Source organism: Coleofasciculus sp. FACHB-1120 (genome assembly GCF_014698845.1).
Taxonomy (GTDB): Bacteria; Cyanobacteriota; Cyanobacteriia; order Cyanobacteriales; family FACHB-T130; genus FACHB-T130.
Genome location: NZ_JACJTV010000002.1, coordinates 238,223 through 257,032, shown reverse-complemented (window position 1 = coordinate 257,032; position 18,810 = coordinate 238,223). Strand labels below are relative to the sequence as shown.

The following is an 18,810-nucleotide window of genomic DNA, read 5'->3' as shown; positions in this document are numbered from 1 at the left end:
TGAACTGTCAAGAGCCTACCTTTTTTTACCTACATCTTTATTTAATAAAATTTTCTTTAACGCGCCCATTGCTGCAAAATGTAATCGTAGAATTGCTGCTTATCTACCTTCTGCATCACCCCGATTTTCCTTCCACCAGGTTCCACTGTGGTTCGTCCTTGACTGATGCCAGCCGTGACAATTCTTGTCTCCTCTTCTTGCACTTCATAAAACTCCGGATGGGCAAGATAAGCTGTAGCTAAAATATCCCAAAAATAATAATCTTGAGGAATCACCAGCGCATAACATTGCCCTGCTAAATCGGAAATAGGATAACGCCGCTGTTTACCTAATTGGCGCACTACTTCTGAAGTTACGGGCACATTGTTAGTGAGGTCTAACGGGCAAAGTACGATGGGGATTGAGGTTTGCCAAACTTGATTTGCTGAAATAGGGTCCCAATAAACATTCCATTCAGCCGAACCATCTTGTCCTGGTTCGATATCGCGACTAACGTTACCAGGAACATTCAATGCACCTCCCATCCAAACAATTTTCTCGATTTTCCCTTCAATCTCCGGTGCCATATCCAGTGCAGTGGCGACTGTTGTCAAAGGGCCAGTTACCATCAGTGTGACGGGTGCGGGTGCAGCTTGGAGCGATCGCACCATAAATTCTTGACCCGTTTCTGGCACCAGTGGTGTCTGAATTGTTTCCCGTTCATTAAGAATTGGGAGATGATCGACCACAAACGAATCGCGGCGAAATAGTCGCGGAAATGGATTAATTCCTCGCACCGTACTTTCTGCCACTGGCACTTCTGAACGTCCCATCAAATCTAAAATCTTGCACGTGGCACTCACGGCTGGCTGAACATAACAATCTGCTGGCGTCACAACGATGCCGAGTGGCTGAATGCCATCCATTGTCATCAGCAGCATCGTGGCGAGATAATCATCAACACCGCCATCATGATCCATGAGTACCAGTTGTTTGGGCATAAATGTCCGCCTCAATTAGGGTCAGAATTAGGTATAACGCATCCTTGATTCTCAAAACATTCCTTAGTTCTGTAAAACTATTTAATAGGTTTGAAATTTACTTGATGAGTGCAAGCATTTCAAAAAGTTAAAAAGTTAAAAAAAATAACGTAACTGCATTCAAAATAAACCTCTGAATACGAGTTAAATTTGGGTTAAAAATCAATAATTATACTTCTTGGTACAGTTTTTTGAGAACGTCACCGTTCTAAATTGGAAGTGTTGCAGAATACTTTTTTGGCTAGAGAGAATTTCACATTTTCCAGCGCGATCGCACTGGATTTTCGGTGGTGGAGGCGATCGCGCAAATCGAAAGTTAGCTGTAAGCGATCGCTTCCTATGGATTACTCTTCTTTTCGGAGTTTATCCAACACGCCACGATCCTCTAGCGTAGAGGTGTCACCGGAGACTTCTTGACCGGAAGCGAGATTTCGCAATAATCGCCGCATAATCTTACCGGAGCGAGTTTTGGGTAAAGAGTCGGTAAAGCGAATTTCTCGCCTGACGCGCGATCGCGCTCCTTAAATTCTAATTCAGCGTTGCGCTACTCTACTATCCACTCATCCGCCGCAAAAGCGAATCGACTTGGTTAACTTCGTAAGGCTGACGCTGTTGTGTATATAGTTTTTTGGCTTTTTCTAGGGAAGCGATCGCATCTTCCCGCTTACCTTGTTGCCACAGCGCTTGTCCCAGATTTTTCAGCGCATCAGCATAGTCAGGATTAATCGAAAGCGCTTGCTGATACTCTGCAATGGCTTCTTCCCATCGACCTTGGCTTGCTCTGATAACTCCAATAGCGTTATGAGCTACAGCATGACGAGGATTGAGGCGAATCGCTTGCTGATATATAATTATCGCTGCTTCGGCTTTGCCTTGACCATACAGTTCTTTCCCTGACTGGTAATACTGACTAGCGTCATTTGGGTGCATTTCTATGAGTTTGCTAAAGACTACCTCTGCCTCAGACAATTTGTTGGCACTGTAGAGGTTACTCCATTGCTGCATTAGCTGCCGCACTTCTTCTGCCCGTTTTCGTGCTTGTTCCTCTCGCTGTCTTTGTCTCGCCTCTTCTCTCGCCTTTTGTTCCTGCCGCAATCTTTCACAATCTTGCTGTTCTAGATCCGTGCGCGGTCTGTATCGGCGCTCTCGCTCTCCCCCTCCTCCTATCTTTATAACTAGCTTGATGTCGTCACCAGTTCGGCAGGGTCTTGGAGGACGGTGATCAATTTCTAGAGTCCCGTCCTTGAAGACAGGAGGGTGAGGGTTAGAGAAAACTGATTGATCTATTATCGGATCGCCTGGGAATATCGGTTCAGCCAGAACTACAGGGGATATGCCGATTCCCGCAAGGATGCCTAGACTAATGCAGGTAAGCGGTTGAATAAATGCTGGCTTCAAGTGGCTTTTTAGCTTCATAAAAATCTATGCCAAAATAGTCCACCTTAAAGATAGTTTAATTGTCAACTAGGCAATGTCTACCAACACTTTTTTTAACGCAAAGGTACGCAGTAAGGGCGGTTTAAAACCCGCCCTTACCCCAAAGGTTTGCCAAGGAAATTCTCTGCAAAACTCTGCGTTTACCTTGACGTACCTTTGCTTTAAAAAAATTACGCTTCTTCTCGGAGTTTATCCAACACGCCACGATCCTCTAGGGTAGAGGTGTCGCCGGAGACTTCTTGACCAGAAGCGAGATTCCGCAACAGTCGCCGCATAATCTTACCCGAACGAGTTTTGGGTAAGGAGTCGGTGAAGCGAATTTCACCGGGACGCGCGATCGCGCCAATCTCCGCTACAACGTGTTTTTTGAGTTCTTTACTCAGTTCCTCGCTGGCACTATACGTACCTTCTAAAGTAACAAAGGCTACTACTTCTTCCCCTTTAAGTTCATCCGGCTTACCCACTACCGCAGCTTCAGCAACGGCAGGGTGAGAAACTAAAGCGGATTCCACTTCCATCGTACCTAAGCGGTGTCCTGACACATTTAGTACATCGTCCACCCGCCCCATCACCCAGAAGTAACCATCCTCATCGCGTCTGGCACCATCTCCAGCAAAGTAGACATACTGCCCATCCTTCGGGGGGATGTGTTCCCAGTAGGTGCGGCGGAAGCGATCTGGGTCGCCGTAGACGGTTCGCATCATCCCAGGCCAAGGATGTTTAATTACTAGATAGCCGCCTTCGCTGTTGGGGACTGTGTTGCCTTCCAAATCCACAATATCAGCGAGGATTCCAGGGAAGGGAAGAGTAGCAGAACCGGGTTTGGTGGGAATTGCCCCTGGTAGCGGCGTAATCATAATGCCAGCCGTCTCAGTTTGCCACCAGGTATCGACAATCGGACACTTTTCGCCACCAATAACGCGGTGATACCACATCCACGCTTCCGGGTTAATTGGTTCGCCTACCGTTCCCAGCAATCGCAGGGAAGAGAGATTTCTGGCGTTGGGTAACTCTTCGCCCATCTTGATGAAAGCGCGAATTGCAGTTGGTGCGGTATAAAAAACGTTGACACCGTGCTTTTCAATCACATCCCAAAAACAACCGGGATTCGAGGCACGAGGCGCACCTTCGTACATTACAGTAGTGGCACCGTTGGACAAGGGGCCATAAACAATGTAGCTGTGTCCGGTAATCCAGCCTACGTCAGCGGTACACCAATAGACATCGGTATCTTGAAGGTCGAAGATCCACTTGGTGGTCATGTGGGTGTAGAGATTGTAACCAGCAGTGGTATGCACAACGCCTTTCGGTTTGCCCGTGCTGCCGCTGGTGTAGAGGATGAACAGCAAATCTTCGCTATCCATCGGTTCGGCTGGACAATCGGCGGAGACAGTTGGCTGCATCTCATGCCACCAATGGTCGCGTCCCCCGGTCTGCATATAAATTTCTTGTCCAGTGCGTTTGACAACTAGGACATTTTGCACGCTAGGGACAGCGCCATCAGCTAAAGCTTTATCAACTTGCTCCTTGAGGGGAACGATCGCATCTTTGCGCCAACCGCCATCAGCGGTGACAACTACTTTGGCTTGTCCATCGATTAAGCGATCGCGCAAAGCTTCGGCACTGAAACCGCCAAAAACGACGCTGTGGGCTGCACCAATTCTGGCACAAGCTAACATCGCGATCGCGGCTTCCGGAATCATCGGCATATAAATCCCGACGCGATCGCCTTTTTCCACCCCTAACTGCTTCAACGCATTCGCAAATTGACAAACTTCCCGATGCAACTGGGCATAAGTTAGGGTGCGCGAGTCTCCCGGTTCCCCTTCCCAAATTAAAGCGGCTTTGTTCTTGCGCCAGGTAGTTAAATGCCTATCCAGGCAGTTGTAGGAAATATTTGTTTTACCACCGACAAACCACTTAGCAAATGGCGGTTGCCAATCCAGCACCGTATCCCACTTCTGGAACCAGTGCAACTCTTGTTCTGCAAGTTCCGCCCAAAACTTCTGGGGGTCAGCTTTAGCGCGGTCATAAAGTTGCTGGTATTCCTCCAGGCTTTTAATATGTGCCTTTTGTGAAAATTCAGCCGGTGGTTGAAATAAGCGTTTTTCTTGAAGGATGGATTCTATCGTGGGCTGAGACATGATGGTTGCTGTAATCGGCGTTGTTACTCAAAACCATTCTGGAGGTAGATCCGACCAAAAGTGTTGTGAGTTTCGTAAAGAAAAGCAAACTGTCCTCAGCCCCCACTCTGCGATCGCTACTTAAGACACACCTAACTCCCTAATCCCCTTCCCTACGAGGGAAGGAGGACAATTAAAAGCTCTCCCATGCTGGAGAGAGGTTGAGGAAAGGTAACAAGAATTGCCTATACAAACGGGATTGGCTGACCATTTTCGGGAATTTTATCCAGTTCGATGCGGAAGGTTCCCTCAAACCCGGTTTCTCTGACATCAAACTGCCAGCCGCCGTTCACCTTCTGCATCTCCTCCTGCGGCGAAGGCTGGAAGCCTTCTCGCATAAACTGCTCATCGGCATGGAGGTAGAGTTTCAGGTTGGGCTGTAGATCGTTTGGTAGCAAGGCACGAACGTAGTATTGCTTGTTGAAAATCTTGTTGTCCGAGAAACCAAACCCATAAAGATCGCGTTCACCAATGTAAAATTCTACGCGCAGCACCATGTCTTTGGCAGTGAGGCTCTTTTTCGTGTCGAGGTACCCTTGCCAGATGAGTTTGTTATTATCTGCCCAAGGAAAGCCTAGATTCTGATTGGCTTCCGAGAAGTTAACATTTTTGTCAAGCGGGTCAACTTGACTAAAGGGGCCATAGCAATTTTCGGCATCTTTACTTTGATGGAAAAGCTCGAAGTCTACGCCACGCGGCTTGATAGAAACGCCCAGAAAAAATTCGCTCTTGCCGAAGAAATCCTTACCACGAGTGACTTTTCCCTTCACCAAGCGCAGACGCGATCGCACATTCCCGAAAAAGAAGCGGGTTGCCACTTCAAACGCTTCTCGTGAAGTAATCAGCGAGTCGTCGCCCCCGTGGCACTTGTGGACGAAAGTGCGCGGTGTGCCAGGGATTTGCGCCGAAGTTTGTTTAACTAAACCATCGCTGCGATTGTAGTTTGCCCCATACTCGCCCTCTAGAGAGAAGGCGCGATTTAACCTGGATGCGATCGCGGTGTCGTAACTACGGTAGTTCGTTCCAACCACTGTTAGCAGTCGTTCTCCGGGAAAATAGTTGTGAAAATTAACGAAAGCCGCATCATTTCTAGGGTCTTTTTGAAAATCAGGATTAAAATGCTTTAACTCATCTTCCGCACTAATATTGATCCAATTTTTGAGAATTTGAAAACTGATGCCTTGGTGCGGCGTACCGAGGGTGACAATTTTGTTAATGTAATCCTCTGCCTTCTGTTTCTTAAAGGTTGGATAAGTGCGTTGAACTGCCTCGCGTGCGATGAGTCCACCCATTGAATGGGCAATGATATTCACCTTGGGCTTAAAGCCTTCCTTTTGGACTGTGAGTTCCCGAATAAAGTCGATTAAGCGAACTAGAGCTTCACCATACACGTTGAATTTTCGCTCGTCCAAGTCGTAGTAACGAAATACCCAGAGAGTTTGCCAGGGTTGTTCTACCGTTTCCAGCAGATGTAGCGCCATACCGGGGTCGATAATGATTTTATTGCCAGAAAAATAGCCCAGCTCCTTCAAGCGCATAAATTTTCCCACGATATCCTTATCCGTGGAGCGCTTCAGTTTCTCAGGCAGCAGCGGTTCGTAGGGATAAGTTTTACCGTAGTACCCGACGACGTTGGTGGTGTCTTGGTACTTCCAGTTCGACTTCATAAACCGCAAAATTAGCCCCTCGTAGATATAGTTTTCACCTTGTTTTTGAGGGTAAACAGTGCCAACGTTGAATCGCTGGTAAGTGTCTTTTTTCTCGTCGGAAACGTCGAGTCCGCCAAAACCTCGAATCAAAATGATTGGTTGGGGACTTCTTGTGGGTTCAGACATTGTGACCTCTGTACTTTGGGTATGAAGCACTATTGTCTACCCATTAGAGGATCGGGACTCCAGAGTTGTTTGCAGATGTTAATAAGCGCGATCGCATCTCTTTCCACTGCGATTGCGTTTGCATGCAGTGCTGTTCGCTGTTGCTACTCACAAGAGAAGCCGCGAAGCGATCGCTTTCCACATCATGAACCCAGCTCGTCAACCCAGGTGTCCAAGTCAATCTTTAACTCGCGCAGTTTCGCCGCTAGTCGTGCTGCTTCTGTGCTAATCCAGCTCGCTATTAGGGTAGCAGCAGCTTTGGCTTGCTGCTGAGCGGCTTCAGCTTGCGTCCGGAGGCGATCGCATCGATAAATCAGTTGATGTTATTTTCTACACAGCGATCGCAAGGGTGATAGCGATCGCGCATTCCACTGATTTACCTGGAAAAAGCTCCCCATACGCTCCACCCCAGCAAACCTGAGTTTATTTTTGTCATATCTATTCCGGCTTTTTATGCCAGTTCCCATCATCTCCCTTTTCGTAGTCCCGCTTTACTGCACTCCAAGCAACTTTAAAGGCAGTTTCTTCCTCTTTGTACTCTTCGTTAGCATTGTTAAAGGCAGCGAGAAAAATTTCTTGGGCGTGCTTGGGTAGGTGATTTCTTACCGAATCTGGTAATTCATCAATTTGTTTATAAGGCATAAATTTACTCACCTGATTCATGTAATACTAACTTGCAATCTTCTTAGTTGAAATTCCTATCTCTAAAGACTTATTTTAATAATTTAATTGAATAGAGACAGCGAATAAAATAACTTGAGTCTCTTTAAAACCTGAGTCAATAATCTCATTATGAACCTCTACCTCGGAATTGATTTTGGCACTTCTGGCGCACGAGCCGTCGCAATTCACACGGATGGGACAATCCAAGCTGAGGCGGAATATCCCTTTGAGGAAGCAGCATTGGCTGCAAGCTGGGAGAAAGCTTTGTTTTCCTTGATTGAACAAATCCCTTTGGAAGTACGTGGGGAAATTAAAGCGATCGCTATCGATGGAACTTCTTCCACGGTGCTGCTGTGCGATCACCCCGGTAAACCTGTTGCTGAGCCTATCCTCTACAATGATGCGCGAGGGGTGGAAGTAATGGAAAGGCTAAGGAAAATTGCTCCCCCAAATCACACGGTATTAAGCGCTACCTCCAGCCTCGCCAAACTTTTGTGGTTCCTTCAAAATTTAGGGCAGGTACAAGGCTCTACTCCTACAATTCAAAATTATTACTTCCTTCATCAGGCAGATTGGCTGGCCTTTTTATTACATGGGAAGCTGGGCATAAGTGACTATCACAATGCTTTGAAATTAGGCTACGATGTTGAAAATCTGTGTTATCCAGAGTGGTTATTAAATCTTGATTTACCTGTTAATCTTCCTGAAGTTATTGATCCAGGGACACCTGTTGCTGAATTAAAACCTGAAATTTCTACTAACTTTGGATTACCCAAACATTGCTTAGTATATGCTGGCACCACGGATAGTATTGCGGCATTTCTTGCTAGCGGTGCCAAGTCTCCCGGTGAAGCGAGTACCTCCCTCGGTTCAACGCTAGTGCTGAAGCTGTTAAGTCGCACTCGCGTAGATGATGCAAAATACGGAATTTACAGTCATCGCCTGGGGGATTTGTGGTTAGTGGGTGGTGCTTCTAATACTGGCGGTGCAGTGCTACGAAAATTCTTCACCGATGCTGAATTAGAAAGTCTCAGCAATCAGATAGATGCAGAAAAAGAGAGCCAGCTTGATTATTATCCCTTATTAAAAGAAGGCGATCGCTTCCCGATTAACGACCCCCATCTACCGCCACGGCTGGAACCCCGTCCCGATAATCCAGTAGAATTTCTACACGGTTTGCTCGAAAGTATCGCCCGTATTGAAGCACGGGGATACCAACTTTTACAACAACTCGGTAGCACTCCTCTAACTCGTGTTTATACGGCTGGAGGTGGGGCGAAAAATCCCGCTTGGACAAAAATTCGTGGTCGTTATCTACAAGTGCCAATTGTTCCGCCAATGCACACAGCCGCTGCGTATGGTTCGGCATTATTAGCTATGCGCGGACTCGATATCAAGTGAGCATCTTTCCTTTATTATGTAGAGACGCGATATATTGCGTCTCTACATTTTTTTTACAAATTTGTACATCAATACAGTATCGATATATTTACCTAAGGCTAATTTCATATCTTTAGGACATCTTCCTTCTTCTTCAAAGCCAAATTTTTTGTAAAGAGCGATCGCACTGCGATTTGTAGCGAACACTGCAAGAGTTACCTTTTCTATCAGCGGCTCATTCGCTGCCCAATCAAGCAGTTCTTGCAGCAAAAACGAGCCGATGCCTTTTCCTCTCCATTCTCGGTAAACAAAAATGGAGAGTATCCCGCTATGAGAGGTGCGTCTTCGGTTGCCATTCTCAAATTCAACAAATCCGACAACTGTGTTGTCAATCTCAGCCACCAAGTAAAGCTGCCCTGGTTGCTGAGAATGTTGTTCAATTGTTTCTTTTTCCTCCGATTTGGTTAAGTCAAATTCCTCAGCCTCAGTCACCATATACTTGCCTTCTTGAGCAACTGAAAATTGAAGATCAACGAGAGCTTTTGCATCCTCAATCAAGGCACTCCGAACTGTAACAACATTTCCAGTTTTCGAGTGGTATTCTTTTGGAGTGATTTTACTCACGGCTCAAATCTCAATCGTTTTGAGTTTTGAATGAATCAATCCGCTCTCCTCACTATTTATTCCGCTCGTTGTAGTTGGGCAATCTTAGGATCGATGATTTTTATACCAATGCCAGGAAATTTCACGGCGAGAGTTATTTTGTTTCCTTGCCCGAAAATGTTAGTAATTTGACCGACACCAAAGGCTTTGTGGAGGACGCGATCGCTCACGCTCCAATTCTGCCCTAGACTGTTGGCACCATTGGATGTCTGTCTCGGAGATGTTGACGCCATACCAGCGCGACTATTAGCAGTTGCTTTGGGTAAATTACTACTCAGCAAATCTGCGGGTAACTCCTTGAGAAACTGAGAATGAATGGCTGGTTCGCGGGAACCCCAGAGGCGACGTTCGCGGGCATGGGTGAGATAGAGTCGTTCTTGAGCGCGGGTGATGCCTACATAACAGAGGCGACGTTCTTCTTCCAGCTGCGCCGGATCGTTGAGAGTACGGTTATGAGGAAGCAATCCTTGCTCCATTCCTACCAAAAAGACGACTGGAAATTCTAGTCCTTTAGCAGAGTGCAACGTCATCAATGACAAGCGCGATCGCTCTTCTTTCACGTCATCCAAATCAGAAGATAGGGAAGCACTGGCGAGAAAACTCTCTAAGCTTGAATCTTCGTTTTCTTCCTCAAATTGCAGAACGGCGTTTTTGAGTTCAAGAACGTTTTCCAATCGGTTTTGCGATTCGTCGGTGCCTTGACTTTTTAAATCCTGAATATAACCAGAATCTTGCATCACTCCCTGCACGATTTCCGAAGCTGGCAGAGTGTCCAATTGTAGCTGCCAGTGGCAAATCATCTGCACAAAGCTGTTGATAGACTTCGCCGCACGTCCAGCTAAAGTCTTGACGGAGGTTTCGTCTTTGAGGATTTCCCACATCGATACGCCTAATTCTTGGGCGACACCAGCGATCGCATCCAAGGTTGCTTTGCCAATACCGCGACGCGGAGTATTAATGATTCGCGACAAACTCAGCGCATCTGCTGGATTCACAATTAGCCGCAGATACGCGATCGCATCTTTAATTTCTTTGCGGTCATAAAATTTTAAACCCCCAACAATGTTGTAGGGGACACCCGCACGCACCAAGGACTCCTCAAAAGCACGAGATTGAGCATTCGTGCGGTAGAGAATCGCAAAATTCCCCCAGTCTAGCTCTGGATCTTTATGTTTCAGGTTGCGGATTTGATTCACGACAAATTCAGCTTCTGCAATCTCGTTGTCAGCCTTGTGACAAAAAATTTGTTCGCCTGCCCCGCGTGTCGCTTTGAGAATTTTATCAATCCGCTGAGTATTATTTTCAATGAGTTTATTTGCCGCTTGGAGAATATTTTCCCTAGAGCGATAATTTTCCTCCAGCTTCACCATCGTCCGCGTATCGTCATCCGGCAAACCATCCCCAAAGTTTTCTTGAAATTCTAGCAAGATGGTGAAATCTGCCATGCGGAAAGAGTAAATGGATTGATCCGCATCACCGACAACAAAAACTGAGCGATTTTTCCAATCCCACTCATTCTTCCTAGTTTCTCCGTTCGTCGTCAGCAGGCGAATCAAATCGTACTGAATCCGGTTGGTATCTTGATATTCATCCACCAAAATGTGACCAAATTTTCGATGCCAGTAACCTAAGACTTGCTCATTTTGCTGAAATAGCTTTACCGGAATTGCAATTAGATCGTCGAAGTCAAGCGCGTTATTTTCTGCCAATCTATCTTGGTATTTACTGTAGACTTCCGAGATTACTCGTCCGCGATAATTCGCCTGTTCTGCCTCAAACTCTTTGGGGGAAAATCCCTGATTTTTGGCGTTGCTGATGGCATAGCGAACCGAACGCGGCTCAAACTTTTTCTCATCCAGATTCATTTGTTTGGTGACAATCTCTTTCACCAAACTTTGGGCGTCGGATTCATCAAATATTGAAAAATTGCGACTCCATTTGCGTCCTCTTTCGTCTTGATATTTCTCGATATCGTATCGAAGGATACGCGAGAAGAGACTGTGGAAAGTCCCAATCCACAAGTCTTTGATGTAAATTTTGTAAACGCGCGATCGCAATCTCGTCTGTTCATCCGCTGGTAACGCTGTCAGCGGCTTCCCATATTCTTTTTCAGCAAGCTGTTCGGCAAACAGCTTTTCCATCCGCTGCTTCATCTCCCGTGCGGCTTTGTTGGTAAAAGTCACCGCCAGGATATTTTCCGGATCGACCCGGTGCTTCAAAATGAGATTGGCAATCCGATAAGTCAGCGCCCTCGTTTTGCCGGAACCAGCACCGGCAACAACCAGCAAAGGCCCGCAGAAATGCTCAACAGCGCGGCGCTGGGAGGGGTTGAGGTGGCTAAGGAAGTCAGTAGTGGTGGTCATGGTTCAACTGGAGGGATGCGACGCAAGAGCGTATTTTAGCAAGGCTATCCCATACTACCTAACCTGGTTGACCACCATTGCCGTCCCTCGCTAAAGAGAGTGCGATCGCCCAGCATTAACTTCTCATCCCGAATGTGGCACTACGGATAAGATTCATGCAGACATTTTGCCTGAATCAAGTCCCCACTCGTGCTTCAGAAAGGACTTGTACATATTTTCTTTGACGATCATTTGCTCGTACAGCATAATCAAAAATTCCTGTGCTTGTTCGCGGGACATATTTTGCACTTGGTCTGAGAAGCTTCTAATACTGAATTTTTGCTCTAAAGATAATTCAATTGGCTGATTCATAGCGAGTTCCTTTACTCGTTATAAGATGAACTTTGAACCGATTTTTGATTCTCCCTTGTTGTTTGTTATTGACTAGGGAAATGACTGGTTTTTAAATGTTGTGTAGCATCAACAAGAAAACTTGGTATTAGACGCACAGCAACTTAACCGACACTCAACGCCATTTTGTAACCTGCATACAAGGGAAATCTGAGACAGAGACTTCGTGAAACTAAATTCACGCTCTTGTAAACTTGTCAAGTCCAAAAACCGGATTTATGGGAATTTTTAAATAAGTTAACATGATCTAGCAACGGTCACAGCAATAACTAATTGCAACGCCTCCGCTGCCGTATCCAGCAAAGCTACGAAGTGACGATTCCTTGTTCAAGTGAAGTCTAATATTGATACTATGACGAGCATTTCTCCAGGACAAACGCTGCTAGAACACCATCGGCAGCAATTTCCAGCTCTAGTGAATAAAGCGTATTTCAACTATGGCGGTCAAGGTCCAATGCCCCAAGCAGCATTGGATGCTATTTTCCAATCCTATGAATACGTGCAGCGTGTGGGGCCGTTTTCCAATGAGGTAGGGAGTTGGGTGGTACGGGAGGCAACGGAAACTAGAGTTGCGATCGCGTCTTCCCTGGGTGTTCCTGCCGAAACCATTACCCTGACTGAAGATGTCACCGTCGGCTGCAATATTGCTCTATGGGGCATGGACTGGCAAGCCGGAGACCATCTGCTAATTTCTGACTGCGAACATCCAGGCATTGTAGCAACTGTGCAGGAACTCCAACGGCGCTTTGGCATCGAAGTATCCTGCTGCCCGCTGATGGGAACTTTGAATGAAGGCGATCCTGTAACAGCGATTACAGAATATCTGCGCCCCAAGACCAGAATGGTAGTGCTGAGTCATATCCTCTGGAACACGGGTCAAGTCTTGCCGCTGGCTGAAATTGCTGCCGCCTGCCGCAACCATTCCACCGAGAATCACCCCATCAGAATTCTGGTGGACGCAGCTCAATCCGTGGGGTCAATGCCATTAAATTTGACAGAATTAGGGATTGATTTTTATGCTTTCACGGGTCACAAGTGGTGGTGCGGGCCAGAAGGCGTCGGTGGTCTGTATGTGCGACCGGAAGCTTTAGAAAGCCTGAACCCCACGTTTATCGGCTGGCGCAGCATTATTGCCAATTCATCCGGTCAACCAATTGGCTGGCAACCGGATGGGCGAAGATATGAAGTAGCGACTTCTGCCTATCCTCTCTATGCTGGGCTTAGGGCAGCGATCGCGATTCATCAGCAATGGGGAACACCAGAATCTCGCTTCCAAAAAATCCTAGATTTGAGCCAATATCTCTGGCAACGTTTAGCCGAACTTCCTCACATCAAATGTCTGCGAAATGCACCGCCAGAATCCGGTCTTGTCTCCTTCCAGCTTTCAGGCGGGGGCAATCACCAGCAATTAGTACAATCTTTAGAAAATCAAAACTTGCTGGTTCGGACAATCCGCAATCCCGACTGTGTACGCGCCTGCGTTCACTATTTCACCCTGCCATCTGACATTGACCAACTTGTTGAAGCCATTCAAAAATTGAGTCAGTAGTTACTGGTCATTAGACCTTAGGAATTGGCAACTAGACTGATGACTAATCACGACTGGCTACTGACTAATGACTGCTAAGCACCCAATTTTATACATCGCTATCACCAATCATGGCTTCGGTCATGCAGTCCGAGCGGCATCCGTCGCAGCGGCAGTTCAACAAATGTATCCGGAAATTCTGCTGATTCTGGTAACAACAGCACCCCGCTGGTTACTAGAATCTTATATTTCAGGGGATTTTATTCATCGCCCTCGTGGTTTTGATATCGGCGTTGTGCAAGCTGATAGTTTCGCAATGGATAAAGCCGCGACTTTGGAAAAAGTGCAACAAATTCGCGCCCAAGAAAAATCTATCATTGCAAGTGAAGTAAACTTTATTCGTCAAAACCGAGTGGGTTTGATTTTGGCAGATATTCCACCACTGGCAGCGTCAATCGGCAAAGCTGCTGGGATTCCTTGCTGGATGCTGAGTAATTTTGGCTGGGACTTTATCTATCGCGCGTGGGGAGGAGAGTTTATTGCAGTTGCGGATTGGATCAGCGAATGTTATGCAAAATGCGATCGCTTGTTTCGCTTGCCCTTCCACGAATCGATGAGTGCTTTCCCCCAGATCGTCGATGTCGGTTTAACCGGCGGCACTCCCCGCCACAGCCCAGACGCCCTACGATCTAAATGGGGAATCACCACACCGACCGAGCGAACCATCTTGCTCACCTTCGGTGGCTTGGGGTTACAAGAAATTCCCTACGACAATTTGCTGAAGTTTTCCGATTGGCAATTTATCACCTTTGACCGGAATGCACCCGATTTACCCAATCTAATAAAAATTACAGACCAATCTTACCGCCCAGTCGATTTTATGCCAGTATGTGGGCGCGTAGTTTCCAAACCTGGATACAGCACTTTTGCTGAAGCTTTGCGATTGGGAATACCCATTGTGACACTAACACGAGAGGGCTTTGCCGAAGCGCCTCTGCTGCTTGAAGGCATCCAAAATCATACCTATCATCAAATTCTAAACCCTGCTGATTTCTTCCAAAGCAACTGGGAGTTTCTCCATCAACCAATGCTTCCACCCCATCAGTCTCAGATGGTGGCGACAGATGGAACCGAAGCGATCGCCCGTGCCGTCGTCAGCTATTTCCAAAACCGTTAATTTTTTCGAGCCGCAATGACTCATTACCAACAGATACTTACCGTTCAAACCCCCGGCAAATCTTTATACAAAATCACGCCCAAAGTTCAAGCGATCGTTGCAGATTCGCGGATACAGACTGGGCTTTGCACCCTGTTTTTGCGTCATACCTCAGCCAGTCTGCTGATTCAAGAAAATGCCGATCCAGATGTTCTCAAAGATTTAGAGAACTTTTTAACAAAACTCGCGCCAGAAAGCGATCGCTACTTCCACAGTACGGAAGGCCCTGATGATATGCCAGCTCACATTCGCACTGCTGTGACTCATACTTCTGAACAAATCCCCATCGCTGGCGGTAAATTGCTATTGGGAACCTGGCAGGGAATCTATATTTGGGAACATCGGCAGCGCGGTCATTATCGAGAAATCGTTGTTCACATCGCGGGTGACTAAGCTAGATGAAGGTTCATTATCGCTATTGACTTCAATCCGCAACAGGTACACCATTTTTTAACTAGCGATTGATTGCTTCTGGGCGACGCTCGACGTTGCTAGTTTCTACTTCTACAGTTGATTCTTGATCGACAGGAAGTAATTTGAGCAGCTGTAAAGCCAGGAGAATCAAATAAAGAGGATTAAGTAACCAATAGCGCTTCCATAGGCGTTTTGGTTCATGTAAAAAGCGAAAAAGCCATTCTAAACCCAGGCTTTGCATCCAGAATGGAGCTTCAGGAATGTTGCCAGAATGAAAATCAAAAGCAGCACCCACAGCAACCAACGGACAGTCTAGCTGATGGCGATGATTAAAAGCCCATGCTTCTTGGCGAGGACAACCCAAAGAAACAAATACAATTCCCGCGCCAGATTCCTGAATTTGTTTGGTGTATGCCGCATCTTCTTGTGGCGTTAAAGAGCGAAATGGAGGAGAAATGGTTCCGGCAATCATCAAGCTGGGAAATTTTTCTTGTAGATTCTTCTGTAAAGTTTCCAGAACTGCTTCCGTAGAGCCATATAGAAAAATACTGATTTCTTTAGCAGCAGCTTGTTCGCAAATATTTAACATTAGCTCTGGACCCCGCACCCGCTCGTTAAGTATCTCTTCATCACGATTACGAAGAAGATTGAGCGCCCAACGCACCGGCTGACCATCAGGGGCAACCAGAGTAAATTGATTGAGTTGGTAGCCATGACCATCTGGGTCAAGATAAGCGGAGGTAATGCTATGAACATTGACTGCTGCAACAGTACAAGATTGCCGTGATTGGGCACTTTGAATAATCAAGTCTGTGCATTCTTTATATTTAGTGCGGCTGACTCCAATTCCCAATATATTTGTCTTAATTGGAGAGGTTGTTAAAGTTCGGGTGTTCATCTTTACCTTGAACTCACATATATTTTGTAGAGCTATCATAATTTACCTTTACTGTATAACTTTGGACGTAAGTTCCTGAAATATACTTTTAATGTTTTTAAATTTTACTCTTTAGAAGTTTTGCGAAAGCCAAATCAATTAGCTGTAGCTTTCATGCTTTAACTTTCGTTTTTAATCCCCCCTTTAATTCAGTAAATTATTAGCTAAATTTATTTCGTATTTCATCAGCAAAATTGCTGAATTAAAACCGATAGGTGAAAAAAAGGTTTTACCTAACTTGGCTAGTTTCTTTCATCGTCTTTCACCCCTCCTTATAATTATCAATGATTGGCTATTTTATCGTTGTAAGATAAAAATAAAGGGCTCTGACTCTAAAAAAGTTAGTAAGCGATCGAGCCACGAAGCGTCTAGGGACATTTTTGCCGAAAGCAAAGCAACCACATACCTTACAGCCTCTATGCAGACAAGTTTATGCGAGAGTGCAGTGGCAATATATACGTGTAATCACTGAAACCTCCAGAGGACACTCACAAATATTCAGTGATGTTCCTCACGCAAGATAGACAAGAAATTAGAGAGGATGATAACAGAAGGTTCTCAGAAGCCTTTTGTCTGTCAAACCGGCATTTGAGATGAACCAACTACTGCCCCTGTAAAGTTAACTGCATCACTCCCATGCTGTTTCTACATCAGGTGTTATCGAAAAGCGAAGTGGCTCCCTTAAGGGGATGAGCAAAGAACAAAAAATAGCGATCGCGCGTCTTAGATAAGTAGGTCTAACGATTAAAGTTTCTAGAAACGCTCAAATTCCACAGCCAGCATCCGGTAAAAGCAGAGTCGCAGTTGTAGATAAAGGACAGGCAGTTAAATTTAGGTTTTTTGAAAGTCTGACGGTCTAACACAGGAGAAGCATCATGAATGTATCCCAGTATACAGTAAAAAATATTTCCCTGACAAGCTGGTTCTGGATGCCTCAAGAAGAGGTTTCCCAAAAGGTATCCCCAATTCAACAACCCATGAAAGCAGGGAAACAGTTGAACTTCCTGCAACCTCTACGCGAGTGGATTGACAACATACAAGTGCGCGATCGCGCACTCGCTCATCGCCTGTGCAAGTTGATCCCTTCCCAGTGCCCCTTTGAGCGCGACGTCAAAGTGTTTGGTCGCACCCTGTTTCACATTCCGCCAATGTGCAAGCTGAATCCGCTTTACGAAGAAGTAGTAAGCCTACGTTTCCGGGCGCTGTGCTATCTAGCAGACGAATGTGGAGAAGATGTCACCGCATACTGCTAAGATTCCTTCTCAGGCGTCTTAAAAAAGACGTGCAAGATTCGTGCATTATTGATAGGACATCATGGCTATCATTGCCCTGAGAGGCTGGTATCTCCAAGAGTATGAGCCGATTAAAGAATTAGAGAAACGTCCCCACGATCTGCGACTGAGCAAAAATAGCTTGCTAAAGTCTGGATTACGGGCAGATTTTTTAGAAGACAGCCAGGATGTTAAACGCTCAGCTTGGTTTCAGCGTTATCTAGAAGGGGAATCGGTCGAGTTTTACATCGAAGGCAGCGGTGGCTACATAATCTCCAACATTGACCTGACAAGCCACGAGATTTATTTCACCAAACAGACGGTGATGGCGAATCTGGAACCGATTATCTTCCTCTGCCATCAGACTGAATATGCGGCGTCGAGTGAAGCCCTGCGAGAGGGACTGACTGACGCCCTAGAAGCATTAAACAAGCGATCGCGTCTTCCTTTGACCTTAGAAGTATCCAATCGCCCCACAGGTGCCTCAAATCGCCTCAACACCACGCAGATGCGAAAAATCCGGAAGAGTCTGCTATTTGTTGCTGATGGGACACCCATTACTAGCATTTCCAGGGAAGAAACGCCCCTACTCATTCCTAGCCCCAATGTTTCTATAGAAATTGGCTACGCTTTTCAGAGTAAGCGTTCTGAACAAATTCTACTGGCTCAAATGGAGCGTTCGGAGATGTCGGGGCAGTTTCCCTTTGACCTTCCCAACCATCAACAACTGTTGTTCAACACCGCGTCGGAACTGCATCAAACTTTACCGCCTCTGCTGGAAACTCTGCTGCATCGGTTTAATTTGTTTTCCTAGTCATTCGTCATTGAACTCAAGTTCATGACTCAAGTCCATTGAAGTGGGCTGAGATTCTTACTCAGTCTTCTTCAGAAGGCTTGATTCTTTTCGTAGGAAGGAGTTTAAACCCCTGGTGGGTAATGCGACTGGTGCCAGACGTAAGTTGAAACTCCCTAAAATCCTTGCAGTATATAAATTTCAGCCTGTTAAAACAGGCTCTAACAGTGAAGCCTAAATTTTAATTCAAGGCTCTTCAGCCAGTACCATTCTTCATTCGTGGGCCGCTACAGACTAATGGCGAATCACCTTATTGAGAAAATTCCGTAGAAATTGCCTGTTATTTTCGACCATTCTCAGCTCATAATAATCAGGACGGATTGAAAATCAATCGACTGTATGCCGAGAACTCCCACCGAATACGCTGTACACCTGATGATAGAAGGTGGTCACAAAGCAGAAGTGCGTTTTGCAACCATTCAAGAGTTTCAGAAGTGGTACAGCGGTGAGCTGATGCCCAAAGCCGCCTCCGCGGACTTTATCAGTGTGCCGATCAAAAATATCCAGGGCGAGTACATGGTTATACGTCCCGTCAGCATTAGGGCAATCCGAGTGGAACCTGTCTTCGCTGGAAGTGTCGATAGAAGTGACTACGAATAGCTATCGCTTCCCCTTTTGG

18 protein-coding genes are annotated in these 18,810 nt (G+C 46.1%); 8 read left to right on the top strand and 10 right to left on the bottom strand.

Features of this window, described 5'->3' with window-relative positions; all coding sequences use genetic code 11:
- Positions 1-56: 56 nt before the first annotated feature.
- The 3 genes from H6H02_RS03265 to acs all read right to left on the bottom strand — a co-directional run bounded on the left by H6H02_RS03265 (position 57) and on the right by acs (position 4,600).
- A complete protein-coding gene (locus tag H6H02_RS03265; RefSeq protein WP_190814626.1) occupies positions 57-980 on the bottom strand; it encodes a nucleoside hydrolase in 924 nt (307 codons plus the stop codon).
- A gap of 591 nt (positions 981-1,571) precedes the next feature.
- Entirely contained in the window at positions 1,572-2,435 is an 864-nt protein-coding gene (locus H6H02_RS03260; RefSeq protein WP_190814624.1) for a tetratricopeptide repeat protein, read from the bottom strand.
- A 191-nt stretch (positions 2,436-2,626) separates the two neighbouring features.
- Entirely contained in the window at positions 2,627-4,600 is a 1,974-nt protein-coding gene (gene acs / locus H6H02_RS03255; protein WP_190814621.1) for an acetate--CoA ligase, read from the bottom strand.
- Here acs and H6H02_RS27505 point away from each other — a divergent pair.
- On the top strand, positions 4,599-4,724 hold the full coding sequence (locus H6H02_RS27505; RefSeq protein WP_277922505.1) for a hypothetical protein: 126 nt from the start codon (positions 4,599-4,601) through the stop codon (positions 4,722-4,724). The two genes, acs and H6H02_RS27505, sit on opposite strands and share 2 nt — an antisense overlap.
- A 100-nt stretch (positions 4,725-4,824) precedes the next feature.
- On the opposite strand, the gene H6H02_RS03250 is transcribed toward H6H02_RS27505, so the two are convergent.
- From H6H02_RS03250 to H6H02_RS03240, 3 genes are all read right to left on the bottom strand, one after another.
- Entirely contained in the window at positions 4,825-6,474 is a 1,650-nt protein-coding gene (locus H6H02_RS03250; RefSeq protein ID WP_190814619.1) for a hypothetical protein, read from the bottom strand.
- A gap of 43 nt (positions 6,475-6,517) precedes the next feature.
- On the bottom strand, positions 6,518-6,694 hold the full coding sequence (locus tag H6H02_RS03245; protein ID WP_190814617.1) for a hypothetical protein: 177 nt from the start codon (positions 6,692-6,694) through the stop codon (positions 6,518-6,520).
- Between the two features lie 257 nt (positions 6,695-6,951).
- On the bottom strand, positions 6,952-7,155 hold the full coding sequence (locus tag H6H02_RS03240; RefSeq protein ID WP_190814615.1) for a ChaB family protein: 204 nt from the start codon (positions 7,153-7,155) through the stop codon (positions 6,952-6,954).
- Between the two features lie 150 nt (positions 7,156-7,305).
- Between H6H02_RS03240 and H6H02_RS03235 the strand changes: the two genes are divergently transcribed.
- Complete coding sequence (locus H6H02_RS03235; protein ID WP_190814613.1) at positions 7,306-8,577, top strand: FGGY-family carbohydrate kinase; 1,272 nt, start codon at positions 7,306-7,308, stop codon at positions 8,575-8,577.
- A 42-nt stretch (positions 8,578-8,619) separates the two neighbouring features.
- Here the strand turns inward: H6H02_RS03235 and H6H02_RS03230 are convergent, their stop codons facing one another.
- From H6H02_RS03230 to H6H02_RS03220, 3 genes are all read right to left on the bottom strand, one after another.
- Positions 8,620-9,180, bottom strand: coding sequence for a GNAT family N-acetyltransferase (locus tag H6H02_RS03230; protein WP_199328956.1), 561 nt, complete (start codon positions 9,178-9,180; stop codon positions 8,620-8,622).
- A gap of 56 nt (positions 9,181-9,236) precedes the next feature.
- A complete protein-coding gene (gene pcrA, locus H6H02_RS03225; protein WP_190814611.1) occupies positions 9,237-11,582 on the bottom strand; it encodes a DNA helicase PcrA in 2,346 nt (781 codons plus the stop codon).
- 153 nt (positions 11,583-11,735) lie between these two features.
- Positions 11,736-11,933 carry an NblA/ycf18 family protein gene (locus H6H02_RS03220; RefSeq protein ID WP_190415249.1) on the bottom strand — a complete coding sequence of 66 codons (198 nt, stop codon included), beginning with the start codon at positions 11,931-11,933 and terminating at the stop codon, positions 11,736-11,738.
- A 391-nt stretch (positions 11,934-12,324) separates the two neighbouring features.
- Here H6H02_RS03220 and H6H02_RS03215 point away from each other — a divergent pair, with 391 nt between their 5' ends.
- The 3 genes from H6H02_RS03215 (at position 12,325) to H6H02_RS03205 (ending at position 15,109) form a co-directional block, all read left to right on the top strand.
- Positions 12,325-13,521, top strand: a complete 1,197-nt coding sequence (locus H6H02_RS03215; RefSeq protein ID WP_190814609.1) for an aminotransferase class V-fold PLP-dependent enzyme — start codon at positions 12,325-12,327, stop codon at positions 13,519-13,521.
- A gap of 67 nt (positions 13,522-13,588) precedes the next feature.
- Positions 13,589-14,677, top strand: a complete 1,089-nt coding sequence (locus H6H02_RS03210; protein WP_190814607.1) for a glycosyl transferase — start codon at positions 13,589-13,591, stop codon at positions 14,675-14,677.
- A 15-nt stretch (positions 14,678-14,692) separates the two neighbouring features.
- Positions 14,693-15,109 (top strand): secondary thiamine-phosphate synthase enzyme YjbQ, encoded by a 417-nt coding sequence (locus H6H02_RS03205; protein ID WP_190814605.1) that lies wholly within the window; start codon positions 14,693-14,695, stop codon positions 15,107-15,109.
- Positions 15,110-15,170: 61 nt separating this feature from the next.
- Here H6H02_RS03205 and H6H02_RS03200 read toward each other — a convergent pair whose 3' ends face one another.
- Entirely contained in the window at positions 15,171-16,028 is an 858-nt protein-coding gene (locus H6H02_RS03200; RefSeq protein ID WP_190814603.1) for a WecB/TagA/CpsF family glycosyltransferase, read from the bottom strand.
- Positions 16,029-16,942: 914 nt separating this feature from the next.
- Here H6H02_RS03200 and H6H02_RS03195 point away from each other — a divergent pair.
- From H6H02_RS03195 to H6H02_RS03185, 3 genes are all read left to right on the top strand, one after another.
- Positions 16,943-17,320 (top strand): Mo-dependent nitrogenase C-terminal domain-containing protein, encoded by a 378-nt coding sequence (locus H6H02_RS03195; protein ID WP_190814601.1) that lies wholly within the window; start codon positions 16,943-16,945, stop codon positions 17,318-17,320.
- A gap of 61 nt (positions 17,321-17,381) precedes the next feature.
- A complete protein-coding gene (locus tag H6H02_RS03190; RefSeq protein ID WP_190814599.1) occupies positions 17,382-18,152 on the top strand; it encodes a hypothetical protein in 771 nt (256 codons plus the stop codon).
- A gap of 378 nt (positions 18,153-18,530) precedes the next feature.
- On the top strand, positions 18,531-18,791 hold the full coding sequence (locus H6H02_RS03185; RefSeq protein ID WP_190814597.1) for a hypothetical protein: 261 nt from the start codon (positions 18,531-18,533) through the stop codon (positions 18,789-18,791).
- The last annotated feature ends 19 nt before the right edge of the window (positions 18,792-18,810 follow it).

Coding starts and splice junctions, on each gene's coding strand:
- H6H02_RS03265 (WP_190814626.1), bottom strand. CDS start 980: ATGCCCAAACAACTGGTACTCATGGATCATGATGGCGGTGTTGATGAT.
- H6H02_RS03260 (WP_190814624.1), bottom strand. CDS start 2,435: ATGAAGCTAAAAAGCCACTTGAAGCCAGCATTTATTCAACCGCTTACC.
- H6H02_RS27505 (WP_277922505.1), top strand. CDS start 4,599: ATGATGGTTGCTGTAATCGGCGTTGTTACTCAAAACCATTCTGGAGGT.
- acs (WP_190814621.1), bottom strand. CDS start 4,600: ATGTCTCAGCCCACGATAGAATCCATCCTTCAAGAAAAACGCTTATTT.
- H6H02_RS03250 (WP_190814619.1), bottom strand. CDS start 6,474: ATGTCTGAACCCACAAGAAGTCCCCAACCAATCATTTTGATTCGAGGT.
- H6H02_RS03240 (WP_190814615.1), bottom strand. CDS start 7,155: ATGCCTTATAAACAAATTGATGAATTACCAGATTCGGTAAGAAATCAC.
- H6H02_RS03235 (WP_190814613.1), top strand. CDS start 7,306: ATGAACCTCTACCTCGGAATTGATTTTGGCACTTCTGGCGCACGAGCC.
- pcrA (WP_190814611.1), bottom strand. CDS start 11,582: ATGACCACCACTACTGACTTCCTTAGCCACCTCAACCCCTCCCAGCGC.
- H6H02_RS03220 (WP_190415249.1), bottom strand. CDS start 11,933: ATGAATCAGCCAATTGAATTATCTTTAGAGCAAAAATTCAGTATTAGA.
- H6H02_RS03215 (WP_190814609.1), top strand. CDS start 12,325: ATGACGAGCATTTCTCCAGGACAAACGCTGCTAGAACACCATCGGCAG.
- H6H02_RS03210 (WP_190814607.1), top strand. CDS start 13,589: ATGACTGCTAAGCACCCAATTTTATACATCGCTATCACCAATCATGGC.
- H6H02_RS03205 (WP_190814605.1), top strand. CDS start 14,693: ATGACTCATTACCAACAGATACTTACCGTTCAAACCCCCGGCAAATCT.
- H6H02_RS03200 (WP_190814603.1), bottom strand. CDS start 16,028: ATGAACACCCGAACTTTAACAACCTCTCCAATTAAGACAAATATATTG.
- H6H02_RS03195 (WP_190814601.1), top strand. CDS start 16,943: ATGAATGTATCCCAGTATACAGTAAAAAATATTTCCCTGACAAGCTGG.
- H6H02_RS03190 (WP_190814599.1), top strand. CDS start 17,382: ATGGCTATCATTGCCCTGAGAGGCTGGTATCTCCAAGAGTATGAGCCG.
- H6H02_RS03185 (WP_190814597.1), top strand. CDS start 18,531: ATGCCGAGAACTCCCACCGAATACGCTGTACACCTGATGATAGAAGGT.